19 protein-coding genes and 1 pseudogene are annotated in these 17,981 nt (G+C 64.9%); 7 read left to right on the forward strand and 13 right to left on the reverse strand.

The window, feature by feature from the left end; all coding sequences use genetic code 11:
• Positions 1-225 precede the first annotated feature (225 nt).
• Positions 226-378 carry a maltokinase N-terminal cap-like domain-containing protein gene (locus AC1DF4_RS16560; protein WP_476914000.1) on the forward strand — a complete coding sequence of 51 codons (153 nt, stop codon included), beginning with the start codon at positions 226-228 and terminating at the stop codon, positions 376-378.
• A gap of 495 nt (positions 379-873) precedes the next feature.
• Here the strand turns inward: AC1DF4_RS16560 and AC1DF4_RS16565 are convergent, their stop codons facing one another.
• The 10 genes and pseudogenes from AC1DF4_RS16565 to AC1DF4_RS16610 form a co-directional block, all read right to left on the reverse strand.
• Positions 874-1,641 (reverse strand): SCO1664 family protein, encoded by a 768-nt coding sequence (locus tag AC1DF4_RS16565; protein WP_476913903.1) that lies wholly within the window; start codon positions 1,639-1,641, stop codon positions 874-876.
• A complete protein-coding gene (locus tag AC1DF4_RS16570; protein ID WP_476913904.1) occupies positions 1,641-2,195 on the reverse strand; it encodes a DUF3090 domain-containing protein in 555 nt (184 codons plus the stop codon). Before AC1DF4_RS16570 ends, AC1DF4_RS16565 begins: the two co-directional genes overlap by 1 nt.
• A gap of 24 nt (positions 2,196-2,219) precedes the next feature.
• On the reverse strand, positions 2,220-2,912 hold the full coding sequence (locus tag AC1DF4_RS16575; protein WP_476913905.1) for an MSMEG_4193 family putative phosphomutase: 693 nt from the start codon (positions 2,910-2,912) through the stop codon (positions 2,220-2,222).
• Positions 2,913-3,265: 353 nt separating this feature from the next.
• Positions 3,266-4,468, reverse strand: coding sequence for a cation:proton antiporter (locus AC1DF4_RS16580; protein ID WP_476913906.1), 1,203 nt, complete (start codon positions 4,466-4,468; stop codon positions 3,266-3,268).
• 161 nt (positions 4,469-4,629) lie between these two features.
• Positions 4,630-5,732: pseudogene (locus AC1DF4_RS16585) on the reverse strand (MFS transporter).
• 31 nt (positions 5,733-5,763) lie between these two features.
• Positions 5,764-5,943 (reverse strand): hypothetical protein, encoded by a 180-nt coding sequence (locus AC1DF4_RS16590; protein ID WP_476913907.1) that lies wholly within the window; start codon positions 5,941-5,943, stop codon positions 5,764-5,766.
• A gap of 16 nt (positions 5,944-5,959) precedes the next feature.
• Complete coding sequence (locus tag AC1DF4_RS16595; protein WP_476913908.1) at positions 5,960-6,940, reverse strand: aldo/keto reductase; 981 nt, start codon at positions 6,938-6,940, stop codon at positions 5,960-5,962.
• Between the two features lie 183 nt (positions 6,941-7,123).
• Positions 7,124-7,987 carry an SDR family oxidoreductase gene (locus tag AC1DF4_RS16600; protein WP_476913909.1) on the reverse strand — a complete coding sequence of 288 codons (864 nt, stop codon included), beginning with the start codon at positions 7,985-7,987 and terminating at the stop codon, positions 7,124-7,126.
• On the reverse strand, positions 7,911-8,942 hold the full coding sequence (locus AC1DF4_RS16605; RefSeq protein ID WP_476913910.1) for a helix-turn-helix transcriptional regulator: 1,032 nt from the start codon (positions 8,940-8,942) through the stop codon (positions 7,911-7,913). Before AC1DF4_RS16605 ends, AC1DF4_RS16600 begins: the two co-directional genes overlap by 77 nt.
• 107 nt (positions 8,943-9,049) lie before the next feature.
• Positions 9,050-10,270 (reverse strand): glycosyltransferase, encoded by a 1,221-nt coding sequence (locus AC1DF4_RS16610; protein ID WP_476913911.1) that lies wholly within the window; start codon positions 10,268-10,270, stop codon positions 9,050-9,052.
• A gap of 104 nt (positions 10,271-10,374) precedes the next feature.
• On the opposite strand from AC1DF4_RS16610, the gene AC1DF4_RS16615 reads away from it, so the two are divergent.
• The 3 genes from AC1DF4_RS16615 to AC1DF4_RS16625 all read left to right on the forward strand — a co-directional run bounded on the left by AC1DF4_RS16615 (position 10,375) and on the right by AC1DF4_RS16625 (position 12,404).
• Entirely contained in the window at positions 10,375-11,085 is a 711-nt protein-coding gene (locus AC1DF4_RS16615; protein ID WP_476913912.1) for a TetR/AcrR family transcriptional regulator C-terminal domain-containing protein, read from the forward strand.
• A gap of 423 nt (positions 11,086-11,508) precedes the next feature.
• Complete coding sequence (locus AC1DF4_RS16620; RefSeq protein ID WP_476913913.1) at positions 11,509-11,730, forward strand: YegP family protein; 222 nt, start codon at positions 11,509-11,511, stop codon at positions 11,728-11,730.
• A complete protein-coding gene (locus tag AC1DF4_RS16625; RefSeq protein WP_476913914.1) occupies positions 11,727-12,404 on the forward strand; it encodes a PAS and ANTAR domain-containing protein in 678 nt (225 codons plus the stop codon). The genes AC1DF4_RS16620 and AC1DF4_RS16625 overlap by 4 nt, the downstream gene beginning before the upstream one ends.
• A gap of 592 nt (positions 12,405-12,996) precedes the next feature.
• On the opposite strand, the gene AC1DF4_RS16630 is transcribed toward AC1DF4_RS16625, so the two are convergent.
• A complete protein-coding gene (locus tag AC1DF4_RS16630) occupies positions 12,997-14,211 on the reverse strand; it encodes a virginiamycin B lyase family protein (protein ID WP_476913915.1) in 1,215 nt (404 codons plus the stop codon).
• 242 nt (positions 14,212-14,453) lie between these two features.
• On the opposite strand from AC1DF4_RS16630, the gene AC1DF4_RS16635 reads away from it, so the two are divergent.
• Complete coding sequence (locus AC1DF4_RS16635; protein ID WP_476913916.1) at positions 14,454-14,720, forward strand: amidohydrolase family protein; 267 nt, start codon at positions 14,454-14,456, stop codon at positions 14,718-14,720.
• A 298-nt stretch (positions 14,721-15,018) separates the two neighbouring features.
• Positions 15,019-15,468 (forward strand): P-loop nucleotide/nucleoside kinase family protein, encoded by a 450-nt coding sequence (locus tag AC1DF4_RS16640; protein ID WP_476914001.1) that lies wholly within the window; start codon positions 15,019-15,021, stop codon positions 15,466-15,468.
• A 139-nt stretch (positions 15,469-15,607) separates the two neighbouring features.
• Here AC1DF4_RS16640 and AC1DF4_RS16645 read toward each other — a convergent pair whose 3' ends face one another.
• A complete protein-coding gene (locus AC1DF4_RS16645; RefSeq protein WP_476913917.1) occupies positions 15,608-15,994 on the reverse strand; it encodes a VOC family protein in 387 nt (128 codons plus the stop codon).
• 24 nt (positions 15,995-16,018) lie between these two features.
• Positions 16,019-16,834: a hypothetical protein gene (locus tag AC1DF4_RS16650; RefSeq protein ID WP_476913918.1), complete on the reverse strand. Its 816-nt coding sequence runs from the start codon at positions 16,832-16,834 to the stop codon at positions 16,019-16,021.
• A gap of 63 nt (positions 16,835-16,897) precedes the next feature.
• On the opposite strand from AC1DF4_RS16650, the gene AC1DF4_RS16655 reads away from it, so the two are divergent.
• On the forward strand, positions 16,898-17,929 hold the full coding sequence (locus tag AC1DF4_RS16655) for an NADPH:quinone reductase (protein WP_476913919.1): 1,032 nt from the start codon (positions 16,898-16,900) through the stop codon (positions 17,927-17,929).
• Positions 17,930-17,981: the final 52 nt, after the last annotated feature.

A 17,981-nucleotide genomic window follows, 5' to 3' on the forward strand; every position in this document is an offset into this window, starting at 1 on the left:
TTTGTGGGAGCGATATAGGAAGGAAGTAAGTGCAGCCATGATGAGTGCCTCCCGACGTGGAACTGCTGCTGCGCCTACTGATTCCGTGGCAAGGGTTTCCTGGCGTCTGAACTCCCACAATGACCCCACATCAAAAGCAATCGCGTCCCTACTGGCACTGGGGGAGAGCGATGAATACTCGTCACCACTGGAGCGGTGAAACTGAGACACACGCCTGGCGGAGAAGTGTGGGGAAAACCAAAATCCAAGGGTCTCGTTGCAAACGACGGCGCAGTTTTTCAGGTTCCGCTGACGTACCGGGGTTCGCCTCTTCCAAGCGGTGACCCGTGCCTTGTCGGCATGATGGTGGCTAGGGACGCTTACGACATGACTTGCTGATTGTTCTTGAGATCGACCGAGGTTTGCGGCCGGTCCGGAATTGCCGCTCTGATACCTGTTCATGCAGGAATGCGGAGGGAACGGCATGAGATGGCAACCGATCCGGAGCTGATCACGAGCTCGCTGGGCCTGGCCGGTCGGTAGGCGGGCCGGCCTCGAGGGCGATTTGCAGGAACCGGTGGGCTTTGCTGCCATGGCCTTCCCAAAAGTTGGCCCGCCGCCGCAGCCATCATTTTTCCCGTCACCGCCGCATCCGGCTTCTGCGTATCCGGCGTCGCTGTCCTGGCTGTCCTCGCTGTTTTGGCGGCGGGAGCTGGCCACGTTGCCCTCAATCAGATCCCGGCGATCTCGGCCTCCCCGGCGTCGACGCATGCTGGCGAGCAGCGCGGCGACGACCCAGACCGGATCCTTACCGATCGCCGGTACGATCGCGGCGGTCGTTCGTGGATACGAGGGCGTATCACATTGAGGAGTCCGGTCGTAGCCGTGATTCCCTTAGAACAGCGGCCAGGGCACCGCCGACATTTCACCGCTCGGAGCCGGAAACCGCCCTGCCAAGCGCAACCGGGCGCAGCGCGCGGCGAGCGATGCGATTTCTTCGGCGCTGAGCAAGTCCGCCAGGTTTCGGCCCAGCCCACCGTGCAGTCCTTCGCTGACACGATCGATGCCGTCGCGTTCCTCGGCGGTCAGAGCGTCTCCCAGCCATCCCCACAGCACCGTGCGCAGCTTGTGGTCACGGTGAAAGGTGAGCCCATGGTCCACGCCGTGCCGGTGTCCGTCGGTCATGGCAAGAATGTGGTCGCCTTTGCGGTCGGCGTTGTTGACGACCATGTCGAACACCGCCATGCGTCTGAGCGCCGGCGAGTCTTCGTGAACGAGGGCGACCATCCGTCCGTTTTCATCTCGTCCCTCGAGAACGCTTTTCCAGCCCGTCTCCGGCACGTGGTCCGTCGATACCACGTTGACGGCGCTTTGGGCGGGGTCTTGCTCCTGCCAGAGCTGCACCATTCCTTCGCCCATCGGACCATCGCGCAGCCAGGTGTGCGGCACGATGTCCCAGCCGAAGACCTGCGAGACCAGGTAGGCGGCCACCTCCCGGTGAGCCAGGGTGCCGTGGGGAAAATCCCACAGCGGACTTTCGCCTGCTATCGGCTTGTAGACGACCACCACGTCGCCGATGCTACCCAGAAATGTAGCGTTTGAAGCCGTCGTGATGCGGCCGGTGAGCGTCAGCTCGGCGGTTACTAGGTCCGGTGCTGGCATCAGACCTCGGGAAGGGTGCAGGTGTGCCCGTCGGGGTCTATGGGGTAACCGCAGAGCGAGCACATCGGGCGCCCGGCGCCCACGATCTCACGTGTGCGCTTGGTGAATGCGCGGGCGGTGCCGACCGGCATTCGCACCAGCAGCATTTCGGGCTCGTTCGCGCCGTCCTCATCAAGCGATTCGTCGTTGACATCGGCATCGACATCGGTGATGGGGTAGGCCTCCATTACGACCTGGGCCGTGGTTGGGTCCCAACCTAAGCTCATGGCGCCGGTGCGAAACTGCTCCTGAACGGCCTCGAGCTGGTCATTGTCGACAAGTTCAATAGGAGTACTCGTGGGAACGCTGAAAGGGTTGCCCTCGACGGTGATGAGCTGGTCGAGAATTTCGTCGATCATGTCCGCGAGCAGAGCCGACTGCTGCTTCTCCAGGGCAATACTCACGATCTGCGTCCCTGCGCGCACCTGCAGGTAGAACGTACGCGCCCCCGGAAGGCCAATGGTGCCAACGACGACCCGATCAGGCCAGGAAAACTCGTGAACACGTGTAGGCATGTCAGTATTTTAGGCACATGAGGTTCATGGCGCCTTTTGGCCTGCACCGCCGCCCACCGGCGCATCGCCAGTGTGGATGCCGTTCGACAGCCACGACAGATCACCCGCGTCGGTGTTGGTCGCGTAGACGCTCGGCCGACTGGCGCCGTAGCGCACGATCGATACGGAGGCGGGGCCCACGTTAATACGCTGGAACAGGTCAAGGTGCATGCCGAGCGCGTCGGCGAGGATTGACTTGATGATGTCACCGTGACTTACCGCCACCCACACGGCCCCTGGCCCGTACTCGGCTTCGAAGGCGGCATCGTGGCGTCGAATCGCTGCCACTGACCGAGCCTGCATCGCGGCCATGGATTCACCGCCGGGAAAGACGACGGCGGACGGTTGCGACTGCACCACCGGCCACAAATCCTCGGCCGCGAGATCACTGAGCGTGCGGCCCTGCCACCGGCCGTAATCGCACTCGGTGAGATCGAGATCGACCGGCGCGTACGGCGTGCCAGCCTGGCGATCGAGGATGAGCTGGGCGGTCTGCTGACAACGCTCAAGAGGGCTCGACACCACCCCGACTACGGGCACGGCCGCGAGCCGGTCTCCGGTCAGAGCAGCCTGGTCACGCCCGATCTGGTCCAGGCTGACGCCGACGGCCCGGCCGGCCAGCAGTCCAGTGGCATTGGCTGTGGTGCGGCCGTGCCGCACGAGGATAACTGTCGCCATCCAACCAGCCTAACCACCCGCTCGATGGCGGTGTGAACCGTACCGGGTCGCGCGTCGAGCAGGCAGATAAAGCACTGGCGGAACCCTTCAAGCACGCCGGCGCGCTCAAAGCCGCCCAGACAGACTCGGCACGCATTGCCAGTTCTAACGACGGTTTGTGCAGACGACTGTAAGGACCAGGGTTACCGGCACGGCGAAGACGACACTTCGGGACATGCAGCCCAGGCTGGTCCAGTGCAACCCTGTACGGTACCTGAAACAGCGCGGTGCAGAGCGGCCGGTCGAACCAGAACGCCCCGTCGTCCTCGGCCTTGGCCGTCGAAAGTCACGGTGGTGTCGCCTGGTCCGGTCTCCTACGGGATATCCTGTGGCCGCGTTGGGGTCGCCGATGGTCTGCGTTGAAGCTGGCGAAGTGCGAGCAGCGGGAACAGGAGTACCGAGAGCATTCCTGCTCCAACGAGTGCGGATGAGATTCCGCTTGAGATGAGCCCCTCGTCCCGGCCAATGGCTGTCACCGCGACGATAATCGGCAACCCCGTTGCCCCAAACAGTATGATGGCCCGTTTGTCGGCAGCAGTGGAGTTGGGGGGAGAAGCGAGCAACGACGGCAGACCGCGGATGATGAGCAGGAGGAGCAGAAACAGAGGGACCAACGCGAGAGCGGCCGGGCTGGCGGTTAGCGCTCCTAGGTCGAAGTCTATGCCGGTGTCGATAAAGAAGATTGGCACGAGGAATCCGAATGCGATGGCGTCGATTTTCGTCTCGATGATCTTCCGGTCTTGTTCGGGAGCGCGGGCGATGGCAACCTTCCAGAGGACTCCAGCGGCGAATGCACCCAGCAGCATGTCGAGTCCCAAGACCATGCTGAGCACGACGAGCACGCTGAGGATGAACATGATGGACCGTATGGCAAACTGGCCGCTGGTGTGGAGGGTCCTGGAGACTTGGGAGTGGAGCAGTGAGTGCTGTGCGCGCGATGCGAGATAAATCGCCAGGCCGGTCAGGAGAACAAACCCGAGGAGTACTGCAGTTGCCGGTCCCAACTGCCTGCCACTAAAGAACAGCGAGATCGCAACCAGTGGACCAAACTCACCGGCTGCACCCAGTGCGGTGACCGCGATACCGATCGGGGATTTCGATTCGCCGGCGTCGCGAAGGATAGGCAGCAGGGCGCCCAGAGCTGTGGAGCACAAGGCGACGCCGATGATCACCGCAGCCTCCGGCGTGGGGGCTAGGACGAGGCCAACGCAAATGCCTGCCGCCAGTGAGATGACCCAGCCCGCAGACGCACGGTTGGCGGGCCGGCCGCGGATTACGGCAAAATCAATCTCGTTGCCGGCAACGAAGAAGAGCATCGCCAGCCCGAATTCGGCCAGTGTATCCATGAACTCGGTGGATTGGATCCACCCCAACAGGCTGGGGCCGAGCAGGATTCCGAGGACAATCTCGAACACCACGATCGGCACCCTGACCACACGATCAAGAACGCGGGCCGCAAGGGGCGCCGCGACAGCCAGCAAGGCGATCAGAACCAATGACGTGGTCAAGCCTTGCATCAGCGGTACCTCCGGTACCTCGGCTGCTTCGAGGAAGAGTATTCCAAAGCTACTGCCACCCCCAGCCATGGCGCCATAACCGCCCATCCCCATGCCATTTGGCGGTTCTTCACGGTTCCTCTCAGGAAGGTGGCCAGGACAAGGAGAAGACCAAGTAGTTATCAGGGGCTGAAATTATGGCCAATCATGAAGTTCGGTCTCTTTCCACACTTTAGGGGGCCCAGCCCCCATAGTGCGACGGCGATGAGAACGATGATGAGGGTCCCGCCGCTGAAGAAGAGCACGGCGAACCCGACGGCGACGGTGGTGGGCGCCGCCGCGAGGGCGGCGTACACCGAGCGGGAGGAGAGTCGGCCGATCAGGATCGTGCCGACGAGTCCGCTGGCCCCGATCAGGAACAGGGTGACGCTGGTGATGTACTTCGGGATTCCGAGGTCCTCGAGATAGGCATCAATGTAGGTGAGAACGACGAAGTGGGCGAGCATGACGAGTGCCCAGCCGATTGCGACCCGCAGCACACCGGGCAGCCGGGCCGTCTGAATGAACGACAGACCCTCCTTCTGGCGTTCGCGCACGGAGGGGACGATAAGGGACATCAGCACGCCTGCGATCAGGGCAAGCACGGCAGCAGCGATGAACGTGACCCGCAACCGAAGGCGTTTCCCGCCAACGATGCAAGCGGTGCACCGAGCGCAATGCCAAGGCTGGTGGCGGCGAAGACAACGGTGATGGCCTTCCCGGCGTGCCGGGGCCCGGCGATGCGAACGGCGACTGCCGGGAAGAGGGTGCAGATCAGCGCATAGCAGGCGCCGCCCAGGAACCGTCCCACGTCGGCGGCGACCAGAGTCGGGGCCAGGGCGACGATGACGTTGCTGGCGACGAAAGTGACCATGACGACATTGAGTGCGCTGCGCCGCGAGAAGCGCAGGGCCAGCGCGGTCAGAGTGAGCACCAGGATCGCGTTGCCGAGCGCGTAGGACGTAGTGAGCGTTCCGGCGGCCGCGGTGCTGATGTTCAAGTCGGCCGCGATGCCTCCGAGCAGCCCGGCCGGACTGAGTTCGATGGCGACGGCGAGGAACCAGGCGAACCCGAGCACCAGGATCGGCGCCCACGGGAACCGCGTGGGCGCAGCCGGTTCCGGTGGGCGAGCGGCCCATTCTGTGAGGGTTACGGCGGAGTTAGTCATGGTCTTCCTGTCTCCTGGGGGAGTTGGGGCGGGCTTGCGAGCGGGGAGCGGACGCAGAGAGGGGCGCGGATCGGGCATCCGCGCCCCTTGTCTTCGTGCTGGTTAGCCGTCAGCCGGCGTTGGTGCCGGCCTGGGATGGTCGTGCCGCACGCACGTAGACGGCGCCGCCGACGACAAGCGCCCGGGTCTGGTTGGGCGTGCCGTGGGTGGTGCCATCCTCGCGGAACGGGGAGGCAAACAGGTCCTCGGTCTCGGCGATCGTCTTGAGCTGCTCAGCTGTCCATTTCATGTTCTGCCCCTTCGGATCAGCGGTCGATGGAGGCCATGTTGGCCTCGTCCTGGCGTTCCCCGGCGGCGGGCCGGAGGGCGTTCAGGCGCTCCAGCTGGTCACCGGTCAGTTCGATACCGTCGGCCTCGGTGTTCTCCTCGACCCGGGTGACCCGGCGGGTGCCGGGGATCGGGGCAATGTCGTTCCCGCGGGTCAGCAGCCATGCGAGGGCGGTCTGCGCCGGGGTCGCGCCGATCTCGGCGCCGATGGCCTTCACCTCGTCGACGATCGCGAGGTTGCGGCGGAAGTTCTCGCCGGTGAACCGCGGGTTGGTCTTGCGCCAGTCGTCGTCGGAGAAGTCGTCGACGGAGCGGATCTGGCCGGTCAGCAGGCCGTGGCCGAGAGGTGAGTACGGGACGAAACCGATGCCGAGTTCGCGCAACAGCGGCAGGATCTCCGCCTCCACGTCGCGGGTCCACAGCGAGTACTCCGTCTGCAGCGCCGAGACCGGCTGCACGGCGTGTGCCCGGCGGATGGTCCCCGGTGAGGCCTCGGACAGCCCGAAGTGCAGCACCTTGCCTTCGGCGATCAGGTCCGCGACCGTACCGGCGGTCTCCTCGATCGGGGTGCCCCGGTCGATCCGGTGCTGGTAGTACAGGTCGATGTGGTCGGTGCCGAGGCGCTTGAGGGAGCCCTCGACGGCGGCCTTCACGTTGGCGGCGCTGCTGTCGATCATGCCGGGGCCGCCGCCGGAATGGGAGACCAGGCCGAACTTCGTTGCGATCTTGACCTGGTCGCGACGGCCCTTGATGGCCTGGCCGACGATCTCCTCGCTCAGGAACGGCCCGTAGATCTCCGCGGTGTCGATGTGGGTGACCCCGAGCTCGAGTGCCCGGTGGATGGTGCGGATCGACTCCGCGTTATCCAGGGCCCCCTCGCTGGTGTAGGTACCGGCCATGGTCATGGCGCCGAGACCGATGCGGGAGACTTCCAAGCCTCCGAGGCGTGCGTTCTTCATGTTGTTTTTCCTTTCGGTGTGGTTCTCAGGCTTGGGAGGTGGGCATGGCCCACATCTCGGCGCTGGAGGATCGGCGGGAGCCGGTTTTTGGGCAGGCGCTAGCCACGTGCGTCCCACGGAATTGACTTGGGCGGTCGGCCGGCGCCCTGGGTTCGGGGACGCGGCCGGCGCCATTAGGGGGTGTTAGGCGTTGTCGTGGGCGAGGTTGCTGGAGAGTTCGCGGTGGGCTTCGGCCTGGTTCTGGAGTTCCTTGGCCCTGGTCTCGAAGACTCCGACGGCGTCGGCTCCGGCAGCGAAGCGCAGTGGCGGCTCGTCCAGCTCGGCCAGTTGGATGAGGGCGTCGGCGAGTTTGGCAGGGTCCCCGCCCTGCAGGCCGTTCATGCCCTTCCAAGCTGTGACCGTCTGCCGGGTGCGCTCGGCGTAGTCCTCGATGGTGGATGCAGCGTAGCTGGTGGATTCCGGGGTGAGCAGTTCGGTGCGGAAGAATCCCGGTTCCACGATCATGGTGCGGATGCCAAATGGGGCGACTTCGGGGGCCAGCGACTCGGCCCAGCCCTCCACGCCGAACTTCGAGGCGGCGTAGGCGGTCAGGAACTCTCCGCCGGCGATGCCGGCGGTCGAGGAGATGGTCACCACGAGGCCTGAGCCCTGGGCACGCAGGACCGGCAGGGCCGCGCGGGTGACGTTCATGGGTCCGAACATGGTGGTTTCGACTTGTCTCCGGAAGTCCTCCGGGGTGATTTCCTCGAAGAAGCCGGCGTAGAAGTTGCCGGCGTTGTTGACAAGCACGTCGATCCGGCCGAACCGGTCCACTGCGGCCTGGATGGCGGCGGCCGCGTCGGCGGGGTCGGTGACGTCCAGTTTCACTGCCAGCAGGTCCTCGCGCGGGCCGATGGCATGGGCTACCTTTTCCGGGTTGCGTCCGGTGGCGACCACTGCGTGTCCGGCGGCCAGGGCCGCCCTGGCGATGTCAGTGCCCATACCGCGGCCAGCGCCGGTGATGAACCAGACCTTCTGCTCGGTCCTGGCGTTGTCTTGTTGAGTCATGTTCTGTCTTTCCTGGGTTAAGTGTTCCGGGCCGCGCGTGGGAGCGCAGATCCGGGGAAGCTCCGCTGGTGGTGGTTGTTTCGGGAGGCGATGCCGCCCAGCTGGCGAGGAACGCCAGCGCGGTCTCGGAGGCTGAGCCGGGCTCGGCGGTGAAGGTAAACAGGGTTTGTCCCTCATCGCCGGGAAGGTGAAGCGTCTCGAACTGCAGCGACAAGTCTCCAGCGACCGGATGATGGAAGCGCTTGTTTCCCGTGGTGTGGATCCGCACGTCATGGCCGGCCCACAAGGCGGCGAACAGCCCGCTGCGTGTCGTCAGCTCGCCGACCAGCTCGTTCAATGCCCGGTCGTGGGGATGCCGCCCCGCTTCCGAGCGCAGCATCGCCACCGTGGTGGCGGCGATCGCGGGCCAATCGGGGTAGAAGTCCCCGGCGCCCGGATCGAGGAAAAGGTAGCGTGCCTGATTCGGCAGCCAGCCGGGAGTCCCCGCACCAGCAGCTGCTGCGGACTCGAATACCGGCCCGTACAACGCGCGGCCCAACGGGTTGGCGGCCAGCACGTCCGAACGTCCGTTCTGCACCATGGCGACTGCTCCGGTCATCCCGTCCAGCAACCGTAATATTCCGGGACGGACCCGCTGCTGTGGTGGCCGGCGCGCCGCGCGCCGGGATGGCGTGTTGGCCGTCCTCGCCAGGTCCATCAAATGCGTCCGCTCTGCCTCATCCAACTGAAGGGCGGAAGCGACAGCGTCGAGCACTGAGTCTGAAACGCCGCGGATGCTGCCGCGTTCCAGCCGCGTGTAGTAGTCCGTGCTTACCCCGGCGAGCTGGGCCACTTCCTCACGGCGCAGGCCCGGCACGCGGCGCAGCTCGCCATAGGTGGGGATGCCGGCCCGCTCCGGGGTGATCTTCGCGCGCCGCGAGATCAGGAAGTCACGGATTTCTTCTTTTCTTTCCATATCCACCACGCTACGCAGGCAGGACGGGCCGTGGCAGTGTCTATCAGACACCCCCACTGGATGAGGATGCAGGCGTGGACCCTCATAAACGACCGTTTTTGGAACGCCTACATCTGCTTAGCAGCGGCCCGCAGCGCTGTCGCGACGGGCGCGGTTCCGTCTTCCGTTGCGAGCATTGCTGCCAGTTGGCGTGCTCGTGCGGCGTAGGCCGGCGTCGTGGTGGCCTGCGTGATGGCGTCGGCCAGCCGTTCGGTGGTGAGTTCCTTGTAGGGGACCTGTTGCGGGCCCGCGCCGAGGGACGTGATCCGTGCGGCCCAGAACGGTTGGTCCGTATATATCGGCACGCTGACCGTCGGCACACCGGCGCGCAGCCCCGCCGCGGCGGTCCCCGCTCCGGCATGGTGGACGACCGCGGCCATCTGCGGGAACAGCCATTCGTGCGGAACAGCACCGATGCTGATGGCATCGGGTCCGGAGGCACCCTGCACGCCCTGCAGTACCGCGCGAACCCTCGCACGGTGCGCGGCGTCGAGCATGAAGTCTGCGTCCAGGGCCGCACTGCTACCAAAGCCGATGAACACCGGGGGCGGTCCGTCCGCGAGGAATTCGACCAGCTCCGCAGGTGGCTGCCAGCCCGGCTCGACTTCTGGCCACCAGTAGCCGGTCATGGTGAGTCCGGATCGCCAGTCCGCCGGGCGTGGGAATATGGTGCGGCTCATGCCGTGGAGAACGGGACTGTTGGCTTTCCTCCGGCTACGGTCGGACGCAGACCGGGCCGTTTTGGGTAAGCCGAGCACCTGGCGGATCCGGGCGCTCGGGGCGTCGTAGGGTGCCTTTCCCGCTGATATCAGTGAACCGAGCAGCTTGTTTCCGACCGGCCCCAGACTGCGGGCGGTCCCCAGAACCACGGGAGGGTAGGCGGTGCTGGGCTCGGTCGGCTGCAGGTGGGCACCGATGGCGGGGACACCGAGGGCCTCCGCAACATCGTAGGCATAGGGGGCGATCGCATTGGCCAGGATCACGTCGGCGCCGGCCTCGGCCGCGGCAAGGGTGCCGGTCGCGGCCAAGTCCATGTAGTCACCGAGTTCGCGCATGTACGTGCGCAGATCCGCGCCCGTGGCCTTCTTACCTGGCGCGGCGGGGCTGACCAGGTGGCTCATATCACCGCGCAGTTCGCGGTACTCACACCCGGCTGCGGTGACCAGCGGGGCATAGGCGGCATTCGCCGCGATTGCGACGTCAAAGCCCAGGGCTTGAAGTCTGCTGCCGAGCCCGGCTATCGGGGCGACATCCCCTCGGGTCCCTGGCGTAATCATGAGTACCCGCATGACATTCCTCATTCCGCTTGATTGCGATCACTGTTCGCAATCAAGAATATAGTGGAATAGGTATGGAACCTAACCCAGGCGGCTAGACGAAAGGCGGAACAGGTATGCCCTCTCATGACCGCGTTGATATCTGGCTGCGGCCGGAGCGTTCCGGTGTCGGGCCCAAACCAGAGCACTCACGCGCGGGGATTGCCGCGGCGGCGATCGATATCGCCGACCGGGACGGCCTGACGGCGGTGTCCATCCGCCGCGTGGCCGCCGGCATCGGAGCCGGCGGGGCGTCCCTGTACCGGTATCTGAAATCCCACGACGAGCTCATCGAACTCATCGTTGACACGGTCAGTAGTGAATACGACCTTGACCCCTCCGATGAACCACCACCGATCCAGCTGCTGAATCTGGCACGGCAAGGCCGGGCCATTATGCACCGGCACCCGTGGCTGGCTCCGCTGCTGCTGACCCGGCCCTCAATGGGCCCCAACGCACTCCGATATCTGGAGCGTGCCTTGTCCGCAATGGAGCCGGTGGACATGCCCGGGCCCGCCAAGCTGCAGACCGTGGCCATGATGACCGCCATCACCTCCGCATTTGTACAAAATGAGCACGCATCAGCCGACAGCTCCGGGACGGGCCGCGACGGTGCGAACGCGCGCCTGCAGTACCTGTCCGATGTAGTCCAGTCCGGAAATTACCCGTTGCTGGCGGGCGCACTCACCGGGCAACCCGACCCCAAGAGACCAGAAGAAGTGTTCAACAGCATCATCACCAATTACTTGGCGGGCGCGGGCCTTCCAGTCGCCGACGGTTCCGCCTGAGGGCACCTGAACCGCCAAACCGAGCTGTGGAAAAACCGCCATTCTGGATTAACAGTCACACCCTGACGCCACGTAGAAAGCGGCCCGACCGTCTCAGTAATCGATGGATTACTGAGATGGGCGCGCCGCTTTTCAACGGCTCTCAGGAGTGTCGGGATTTGTCATTTTCAGAAGCTGACTGCGCAAACCTTCCCCGTGGCATCGGAGGAACTTGGACGATTTGTCCGAACCCGTCCGCCGGTCTTCCTGGCTGGCAGCCGCCTACTCGCCCGTACGTGGGCTCGTCCGTACCGTAGAAGTGGGTGGGGCTGGGGCCACAGGGGGTACGCCCTCTCCCGTTACCGGGCCAACCGGAGCACAGCGTTGCCTTCGGAGTTGATGACGTCGCCCTGGGCTTTTCACCGGGCGTCCAGAGGGGTAACTATGACCGGAGCGTTCGAGCTTTTTCACGACGGGAACCTGGCTTTTGGGTTTAGGTTGAAGGCTGCCGATGGGACGGTCGTGGGGGTATCGGGCCCGTTCCCGGACAGGGCGTCGGCTGTCGAGGATATCCGTGTCGTCCGTGAGTGTGCCGGAATGGGTTTGATCACCGATCTTTGCCCCATGCCGGGGGAGTCCTACGACGGTCTCATGCGGACAATATGAGTTCTTTGGACGGCATGTTCACCTACTCCAGCGCGCTGGGGGCCAATGACTGCACCGCGGGGACCTTTTTCATCGATGCCGTGACCGGGGTGATGACATGGTCCGATGCGCTCTACCGGATCCACGGATACCAGCGGGGAGAAATCGTGCCCACCCTTGAACTCGCCCTGGCGCACAAGCACCCGGACGACAGGGCGAAACTGCTGGAAATGAATGCCGGTCTGGGCAAGGCTGGCGGGCACTTCGCCAGCTACCACCGCCTTATCGACTCCCACCAGCGCGAACACAGGGTTCTGACGACCGGGGAGGCCGTCCTCGACGCGAACGGCAGGCTCTCCTCCATCACGGGAATCATGGTCGACTTGACCTCAACGGTCCGCGCCGAAACTGAACGGGCCGCCAGGGATGCCGTCGCCGGAGCCGTCCGCGCCCGCGCCGTCATCGAACGAGCCCTGGGCATCCTCATGGGACGGCTCAGCATCAATGCCGATGCAGCCTTCTCCCTGCTCTCCGTCCACAGCAACCACACCAACACAAAACTCGCCGCCATAGCCTCCCAGCTTGTCGGCCTCGCCGAAAACCCTCGCAACGCGGCCGCGCTCACTGTGTTCGTCCATGACCTTCGACGTCACACAGTTCGTGCCCCTGGAGTACGCCAAGGGCACGCCAATTGAGGGTTTGGCTTAGGTATGGGAACCGCCGTCTAGTGGTTAGTGCAGAAGGCTTCTAGTGGGAAGATGACACCTTCCATCTCAAATACGATCTATTAGTGAGACAGGCGGGCGGGATCGTCCGGGGCTTCAGGAGCTGCCAGTTTTCGAAGTCGGCTGCACGGAATGTCCACACTCGTCTGCACGTCCCACTACATGTCCGTATGGGGATCCCTCTACCGGACTCTATCGATACCACTCGGCGTGCAGGCGCAGCGATTCAGGACTGACTCCGGGTTCGCATTTGAGAGTAGTGCCTGGCTGAAACCAAGAGTGGGCTTCGCCAGCATGTCCATGAACTCTAGCGGCATGTGTTTCCGCCATTTCCTGTTTGCGACGATCGTGGCTCGGACTGACTTCTTTCGGCGGGGTGAAGCGTGCCATATATAGATAGCTGGCGACCCCTCCGACCTCTGCACACCGTTGCCTGCGACCGAACTGCCCATCCGAAGTTGGTGAAAGCGTGGCGTGGAACCGCGGATAGCTGTGGCTACGGTTTACTGTCCGGGTTTTCCACATCAGCTCGGGACAGCCGGTTAAGCCCGCTCGGGCCAGATCACTTGCTTTGGCCTGCATCGGCGTGCCCGCTCCAGAAACCTGCGCTGTGGTGATCGGCGGGGTGTTCCTCTGACCCGCTGGCGCGGTCGCGAAGGGACGCCATTCGCCGGCGTTGCGTGGCCACGATGAGCAGGGCGATGACGAGAGCTGCTGCTCCGGCCGTTCCAGCGATTCCGGCCGGGGAGTTCCACGGGGTTGTCGCCGCGTCGTCGGGTCGGGTCGCGGCGGATACCGGTGCCGAGGCTGGGGCGGGGGCCGAAGCCGCAACTGCAGCGGCCGTGGCGTAGCGGGCCACGGAACCGTTTCCCGCGCCGCTGCCCGGGGTCGTCACGATGATGGTCCCGTCCGGAGCTACCGCGAGGCGACCGGGGTTGCTCCCTGTCGGGATGGAGGGGCCGGTCGCTGTGGCCCCTGGCGGTATTACGGACAGGGCTGGACTCAGGGCGCTGGCCACGTAGAGGGTCCCGTCCGGCCCGACGGCGGCCTCCGTGGGTCCGCCCGGGACATAGATGCGGTAGGCCACGGTGTCGGCGCCCGGCTTGATGACAGCGACATCATTGGAACTGATGTTGGTGACATAGATAGTCCCGTCCGGGCCGGCGGCGATGCCGTGGGGGTTCTCTGTCCTCCCAGGCGTGGAGCTGACCTGGATGGTCCGCGAGACGGTGTTCGCCCCGGCCGGGATCACCGAAACCGTCCCGCCGTACTGGTTCGTCACGAACGCGGTGCCGTCCTTCGTGACCGCCACTTCCACCGGGCCTGCCCCGACCGTGACAATGCGGTCCACCGCCGATCCATTGGGCGCGATGACCGACACAGTGCCCTCGGCAGGGTTCGGAACGAAGACCGTCCCATCGGGTCCGACGGCAATCAGATGGTTCCCATCCGACACCGGAATGCTCCGTACGACACCCGCCGCCCCGGCCGGGATGACACCCACCACTGCCTCACCCAAGGCACTGTCCTGCTGTGCCACGTACAACGTGCCGTCCGAGGCCAATGCGATCCCGGAGACATTGATACCCGTACTGAGCGTGCGCGAAGGCCGGGACGCTCCCGGCGGTATCACCCGAATCCCGCCGGTGCCGTAATCGCCCACGTACGCTGTGCCGTCACTGCCAACCACTACCCCGAGGGGTGTCCCGCCGACGTCGAGAATCTCGGCAGGAGCCCCCACGGCCGGTGCCGCCCCCAGGAAAAGGACCGCCGTCACCGCTGCGGCAGTCCTCAGACTTTGATGCTTCACGCTTTTCTACCCCCAATAGACGTGGCACCACACAGCGCCACAATGTCATTGCATGGAGCTTAGTCCAGCCACCGGCGACTTTCGGCCCTACGGAATCCAGACAGCATGTCCGTCGGTGTGCGGAAACAGCGCCCGCCCAAGGATCGCTTACTGAGACATCACCGAAACCTGTCCTCGACAAGGATCTGGCTCTCAGCGCGCTGGCTGCGTTGGGAGACAAGAAGCAGTTCGTCCTGCGGCGTTTTTATTACGACGTCGCCCTGTCCGCCAGCCCGGCGGCGTTGCCCAGCCTGCTCGAGGTAGCTGACCCGGATCGCATCACATACGGCACTGACTTCCCGTTCGCCCCCTCCGCGGCGATCGATTTCCTGAACATGCAGTATGAGAACTACCCGCTGGATCCCGGAGTGCGCGCGGCGATAGACCGCGGCAACTCCGAGGCGCTGTTTCCCCGTCTGGGCCCTGACCGAAAATAGGTCATGGAGGGCGTTCCGCCCCGTGGCCGGCTATTGCCCAGGAAGCCGGGCAGCGGCGAGGGCTTCCTCGGCCCTTTCGGCGATCACCGTCGCAGGTGATTATGGCAGTTTGTGTGGGGACCGGTTCTGCAGTCTGAGTTTGGCCCACTTCGCGGCTCGCCGGTTGATGAAACGCAGTTTCAGTTGAGCCCACCCACGGTTGGTTCCATCAGGGTTTCTTTCAGATGGGCATGCCACGCTGCTCCGCCATGAGCGCTCCTTTGGCCCGTACGATCGTGGAATGAGTCGAGTCGTTTTCATGTGCGGCCCAGCCGGCGCAGGTAAATCCACGATCGCTCGGCAACTGGAAGCTGATGGAATGACCCGGCTCTCTGTCGACAACGCTGCGTGGCAGATGGGACTGCGCACCATGCCCCTCGGGTTGGAATATCAACGCGAGATTGATGCAGCACTCCGGGCACGCCTGGTCGCCCTTATCGAGTCAGGTGAAGACGTGGTTCTCGACTTCTCGTTCTGGTCCCTAAGCATGCGGGAGGAATACCGCCGTCTGCTTAGGCCGCTGGGAGTGGAGGCCGAGACCATCTATCTGGCCACGCCTCGAGACGAGGTCCTGGCCCGCATTCGTGCCCGGGGGACGAACCACCCGGACAACTTCAGCTTGACCGAGGAACTGGCGGCCGAGTACTTCGACCACTTCGAGGTTCCGACTAACGACGAAGGACCACTAACGGTCATAGCCAGCTCGTAGAAGGTGTCGCCAATATGGACATGTAACGGGATGTGCAGACGAGTGTGGACACTTCGTGCAGACGACGTCGGCACCCGGACCAAGACCGGTAGGCGTGCTGCCGGTCACTCGGGACCGTCCCGGGATGCGACCCAAGTGTTCATGCAGCACCCGATCCGTACGGACGCGTGATCGCTTCGAGGAAATGTCCGTCAGGATCCGCGAAATAGACGCCACGTCCGCCGTCGTTGTGGTTGATCTGCTGCGGGCGGGACCGTCCCGGGTCTGCCCAGTAGGGGATGCCTTGGGCCTGAATCCTTGCGAATATTCCGTCAAAGTCCTCCTCGCTGACCAGGAATGCGTAGTGCTGCGGGGAGATTGGCCCGTCTGCCGTGGCGAAATCGAGGGCCACTCCGTGGTCGAGGGGCACGGTCATGAAAGACCACATGGCCCGGGGTTTCGGCAGTCCGAGCACGTTGGCCAGGAACTCCGCCGAATGGCGCTTGTCCGTTGCGTAAACGATGGTGTGGTTGAAAGTGACCGTCATGGTGACCTCCTCGGGTGGGGCTGATCAGGCATTGGCGATCGGCAGCACCAGCATGTAGCCGGTCGGCATATCGCTGCTCCAGCGTCGCGGCTCGCGGACGACGAACTGCGTCGCCAGCTGTTCGGGGGTTAGCAGGGCGTTGGGCGCGGGGGACGGTCCCCACTTGTCGTCGCCGTACGGGTAGAGCGGATCCTGGACACGGATGCCGGTGACCGGGAACTCCGGGAACTGGTCGGGGTCGCCGAGTGACTCGAATCCGCTCATCACCCATACGTGGCGGCCGTGCCACATGACCAGCCCGACCGGCCGATCCGTGTCGGCAATGGCGCGCGCCGCGGTCTGCAGCGCCTGCTCGTAGTCGGCGACGCTCACGACGACGTACGGCCCCATCCCGACGTCGGTCAGCACCTCCGCCCAACCCAAGGGGTTGGCACCGTTGAACGAGTTGAACGACCGGGCCCGGGCCATCTCCCAGAGCTCCCCCTGCTGGACGCGATCGGTCCACGTGCCGGCCCCGGTGTCGTCGATGAGGTTGTGCATCATCTGGATGCTCGCCGCCACACACCAGTCAAAGGTGTACTGCGGCACGAAGTCCCCCTCCTGGTAGAGGTTGAGGGCGAACGCCTGGGGCGCCGGGGGCTGCGTGGGAGCCGGCGTCGGGGTGGGGGACAGGGGCCCGTGAGGAGCGGGGACGTCATCGCGTGCGGCCGGCGGGGCCGAGGAGGTCGGGATCGGTGGATCCGTGGTGGCCACATCGAGTCTGATCGTTGGCGCGCAGGCCGAGAGGAGGGTCGCCAGGATGACCAACCAGACCAGAAGACGGAGCGGGGCACCGATCATGATCGGTCCAGTTTATCGCGACGCGGCGGGAATTTTCGGTCCGGGCCGGCGTTAGGTCTGAGTATGAAAGCAATCGTGTACCGTGCCACGGGTGATCCGTCTGTCCTCGAACTCGTTGACCGCGAGGTCCGCGACCCGGGGCGCGGGGAGGTGCGCGTGCGGATCATGGTCTCTGCGGTGAACCCCACCGACTGGAAGTCGCGCCGCGGCGCCAGACCAGGGGAGCCCTTGCCCTTCGCGGAGGTCGTGCCGAACCAAGACGGTGCCGGAACGGTGGACGCCGTCGGACCCGGCGTCGAGCGTCTCCGCGTCGGTGACAGGGTCTGGGTGGCCTTGGCCGCTTACCAGCGCGCCGACGGCGGGACAGCCCAGGAGTTCGCCGTCCTGCCGGCCGAGCGGGTCTTTCCGCTGCCGGAGAACGCCGGGTTCGACCTCGGCGCAAGCCTGGGCGTTCCCGCGATCACCGCCCACAGGGCCCTAACCATCGCCGAGGACGGCCCGCGGCGGCTGCGCCCGGGAGCCTTGGACGGCAAGGTAGTTCTTGTTTCTGGAGGGGCCGGCGCCGTGGGCCATGCGGCGATTCAGCTCGCCAAGTGGGCCGGCGCTGTTGTGATCACGACCGTGAGTGGACCGGCGAAGGCTGCGCTGGCCACGGCCGCCGGTGCTGATCACGTCATCAATTACCGGGAAAGCCACGCGGCCGCGGAGATCCGTCGGATCGCTCCCGAGGGCGTGGACCAGATCGTGGAGGTGGCGCCGGCGCAGAACGCGGAACTCGACCTGGCGGTAATCCGCAACCGCGGCTCCATCGCGGTCTACGCCAACAACGGCGGCGATCAGGTGACCCTGGACGTGCGCAGGCACTTCAGCCTCAACGTCCGCTACCAGTTCGTGTTGCTCTACACCGTTGGCATGGCGGCGGTGCATGACGCCGCCGACGACATCAATGCGGCCATCGCCGACGGCGCCCTTCCGGTGGGAGAGACCGCAGGCCTGCCGCTGCATCGCTTTGACCTGGCTGACACGTCTGCGGCCCACGCGGCGGTGGAAGAGAGCATCATCGGCAAGGTGCTGATCGATGTGTCAGCGAGCTAGCCGATAACGCCTCGGGGGCTAGATGAGTGCACTTCCAGCTGATCAGACAACC

This window comes from Arthrobacter sp. 05N429 (genome assembly GCF_056397045.1).

Coding starts and splice junctions, on each gene's coding strand:
- AC1DF4_RS16570 (WP_476913904.1), bottom strand. CDS start 2,195: ATGCCTACACGTGTTCACGAGTTTTCCTGGCCTGATCGGGTCGTCGTT.
- AC1DF4_RS16595 (WP_476913908.1), bottom strand. CDS start 6,940: ATGAAGAACGCACGCCTCGGAGGCTTGGAAGTCTCCCGCATCGGTCTC.
- AC1DF4_RS16640 (WP_476914001.1), top strand. CDS start 15,019: ATGTGCGGCCCAGCCGGCGCAGGTAAATCCACGATCGCTCGGCAACTG.
- AC1DF4_RS16625 (WP_476913914.1), top strand. CDS start 11,727: ATGAGTTCTTTGGACGGCATGTTCACCTACTCCAGCGCGCTGGGGGCC.
- AC1DF4_RS16655 (WP_476913919.1), top strand. CDS start 16,898: ATGAAAGCAATCGTGTACCGTGCCACGGGTGATCCGTCTGTCCTCGAA.
- AC1DF4_RS16645 (WP_476913917.1), bottom strand. CDS start 15,994: ATGACGGTCACTTTCAACCACACCATCGTTTACGCAACGGACAAGCGC.
- AC1DF4_RS16575 (WP_476913905.1), bottom strand. CDS start 2,912: ATGGCGACAGTTATCCTCGTGCGGCACGGCCGCACCACAGCCAATGCC.
- AC1DF4_RS16620 (WP_476913913.1), top strand. CDS start 11,509: ATGACCGGAGCGTTCGAGCTTTTTCACGACGGGAACCTGGCTTTTGGG.
- AC1DF4_RS16610 (WP_476913911.1), bottom strand. CDS start 10,270: ATGCGGGTACTCATGATTACGCCAGGGACCCGAGGGGATGTCGCCCCG.
- AC1DF4_RS16605 (WP_476913910.1), bottom strand. CDS start 8,942: ATGGAAAGAAAAGAAGAAATCCGTGACTTCCTGATCTCGCGGCGCGCG.
- AC1DF4_RS16615 (WP_476913912.1), top strand. CDS start 10,375: ATGCCCTCTCATGACCGCGTTGATATCTGGCTGCGGCCGGAGCGTTCC.
- AC1DF4_RS16580 (WP_476913906.1), bottom strand. CDS start 4,468: ATGCAAGGCTTGACCACGTCATTGGTTCTGATCGCCTTGCTGGCTGTC.
- AC1DF4_RS16600 (WP_476913909.1), bottom strand. CDS start 7,987: ATGACTCAACAAGACAACGCCAGGACCGAGCAGAAGGTCTGGTTCATC.
- AC1DF4_RS16590 (WP_476913907.1), bottom strand. CDS start 5,943: ATGAAATGGACAGCTGAGCAGCTCAAGACGATCGCCGAGACCGAGGAC.
- AC1DF4_RS16650 (WP_476913918.1), bottom strand. CDS start 16,834: ATGATCGGTGCCCCGCTCCGTCTTCTGGTCTGGTTGGTCATCCTGGCG.
- AC1DF4_RS16565 (WP_476913903.1), bottom strand. CDS start 1,641: ATGCCAGCACCGGACCTAGTAACCGCCGAGCTGACGCTCACCGGCCGC.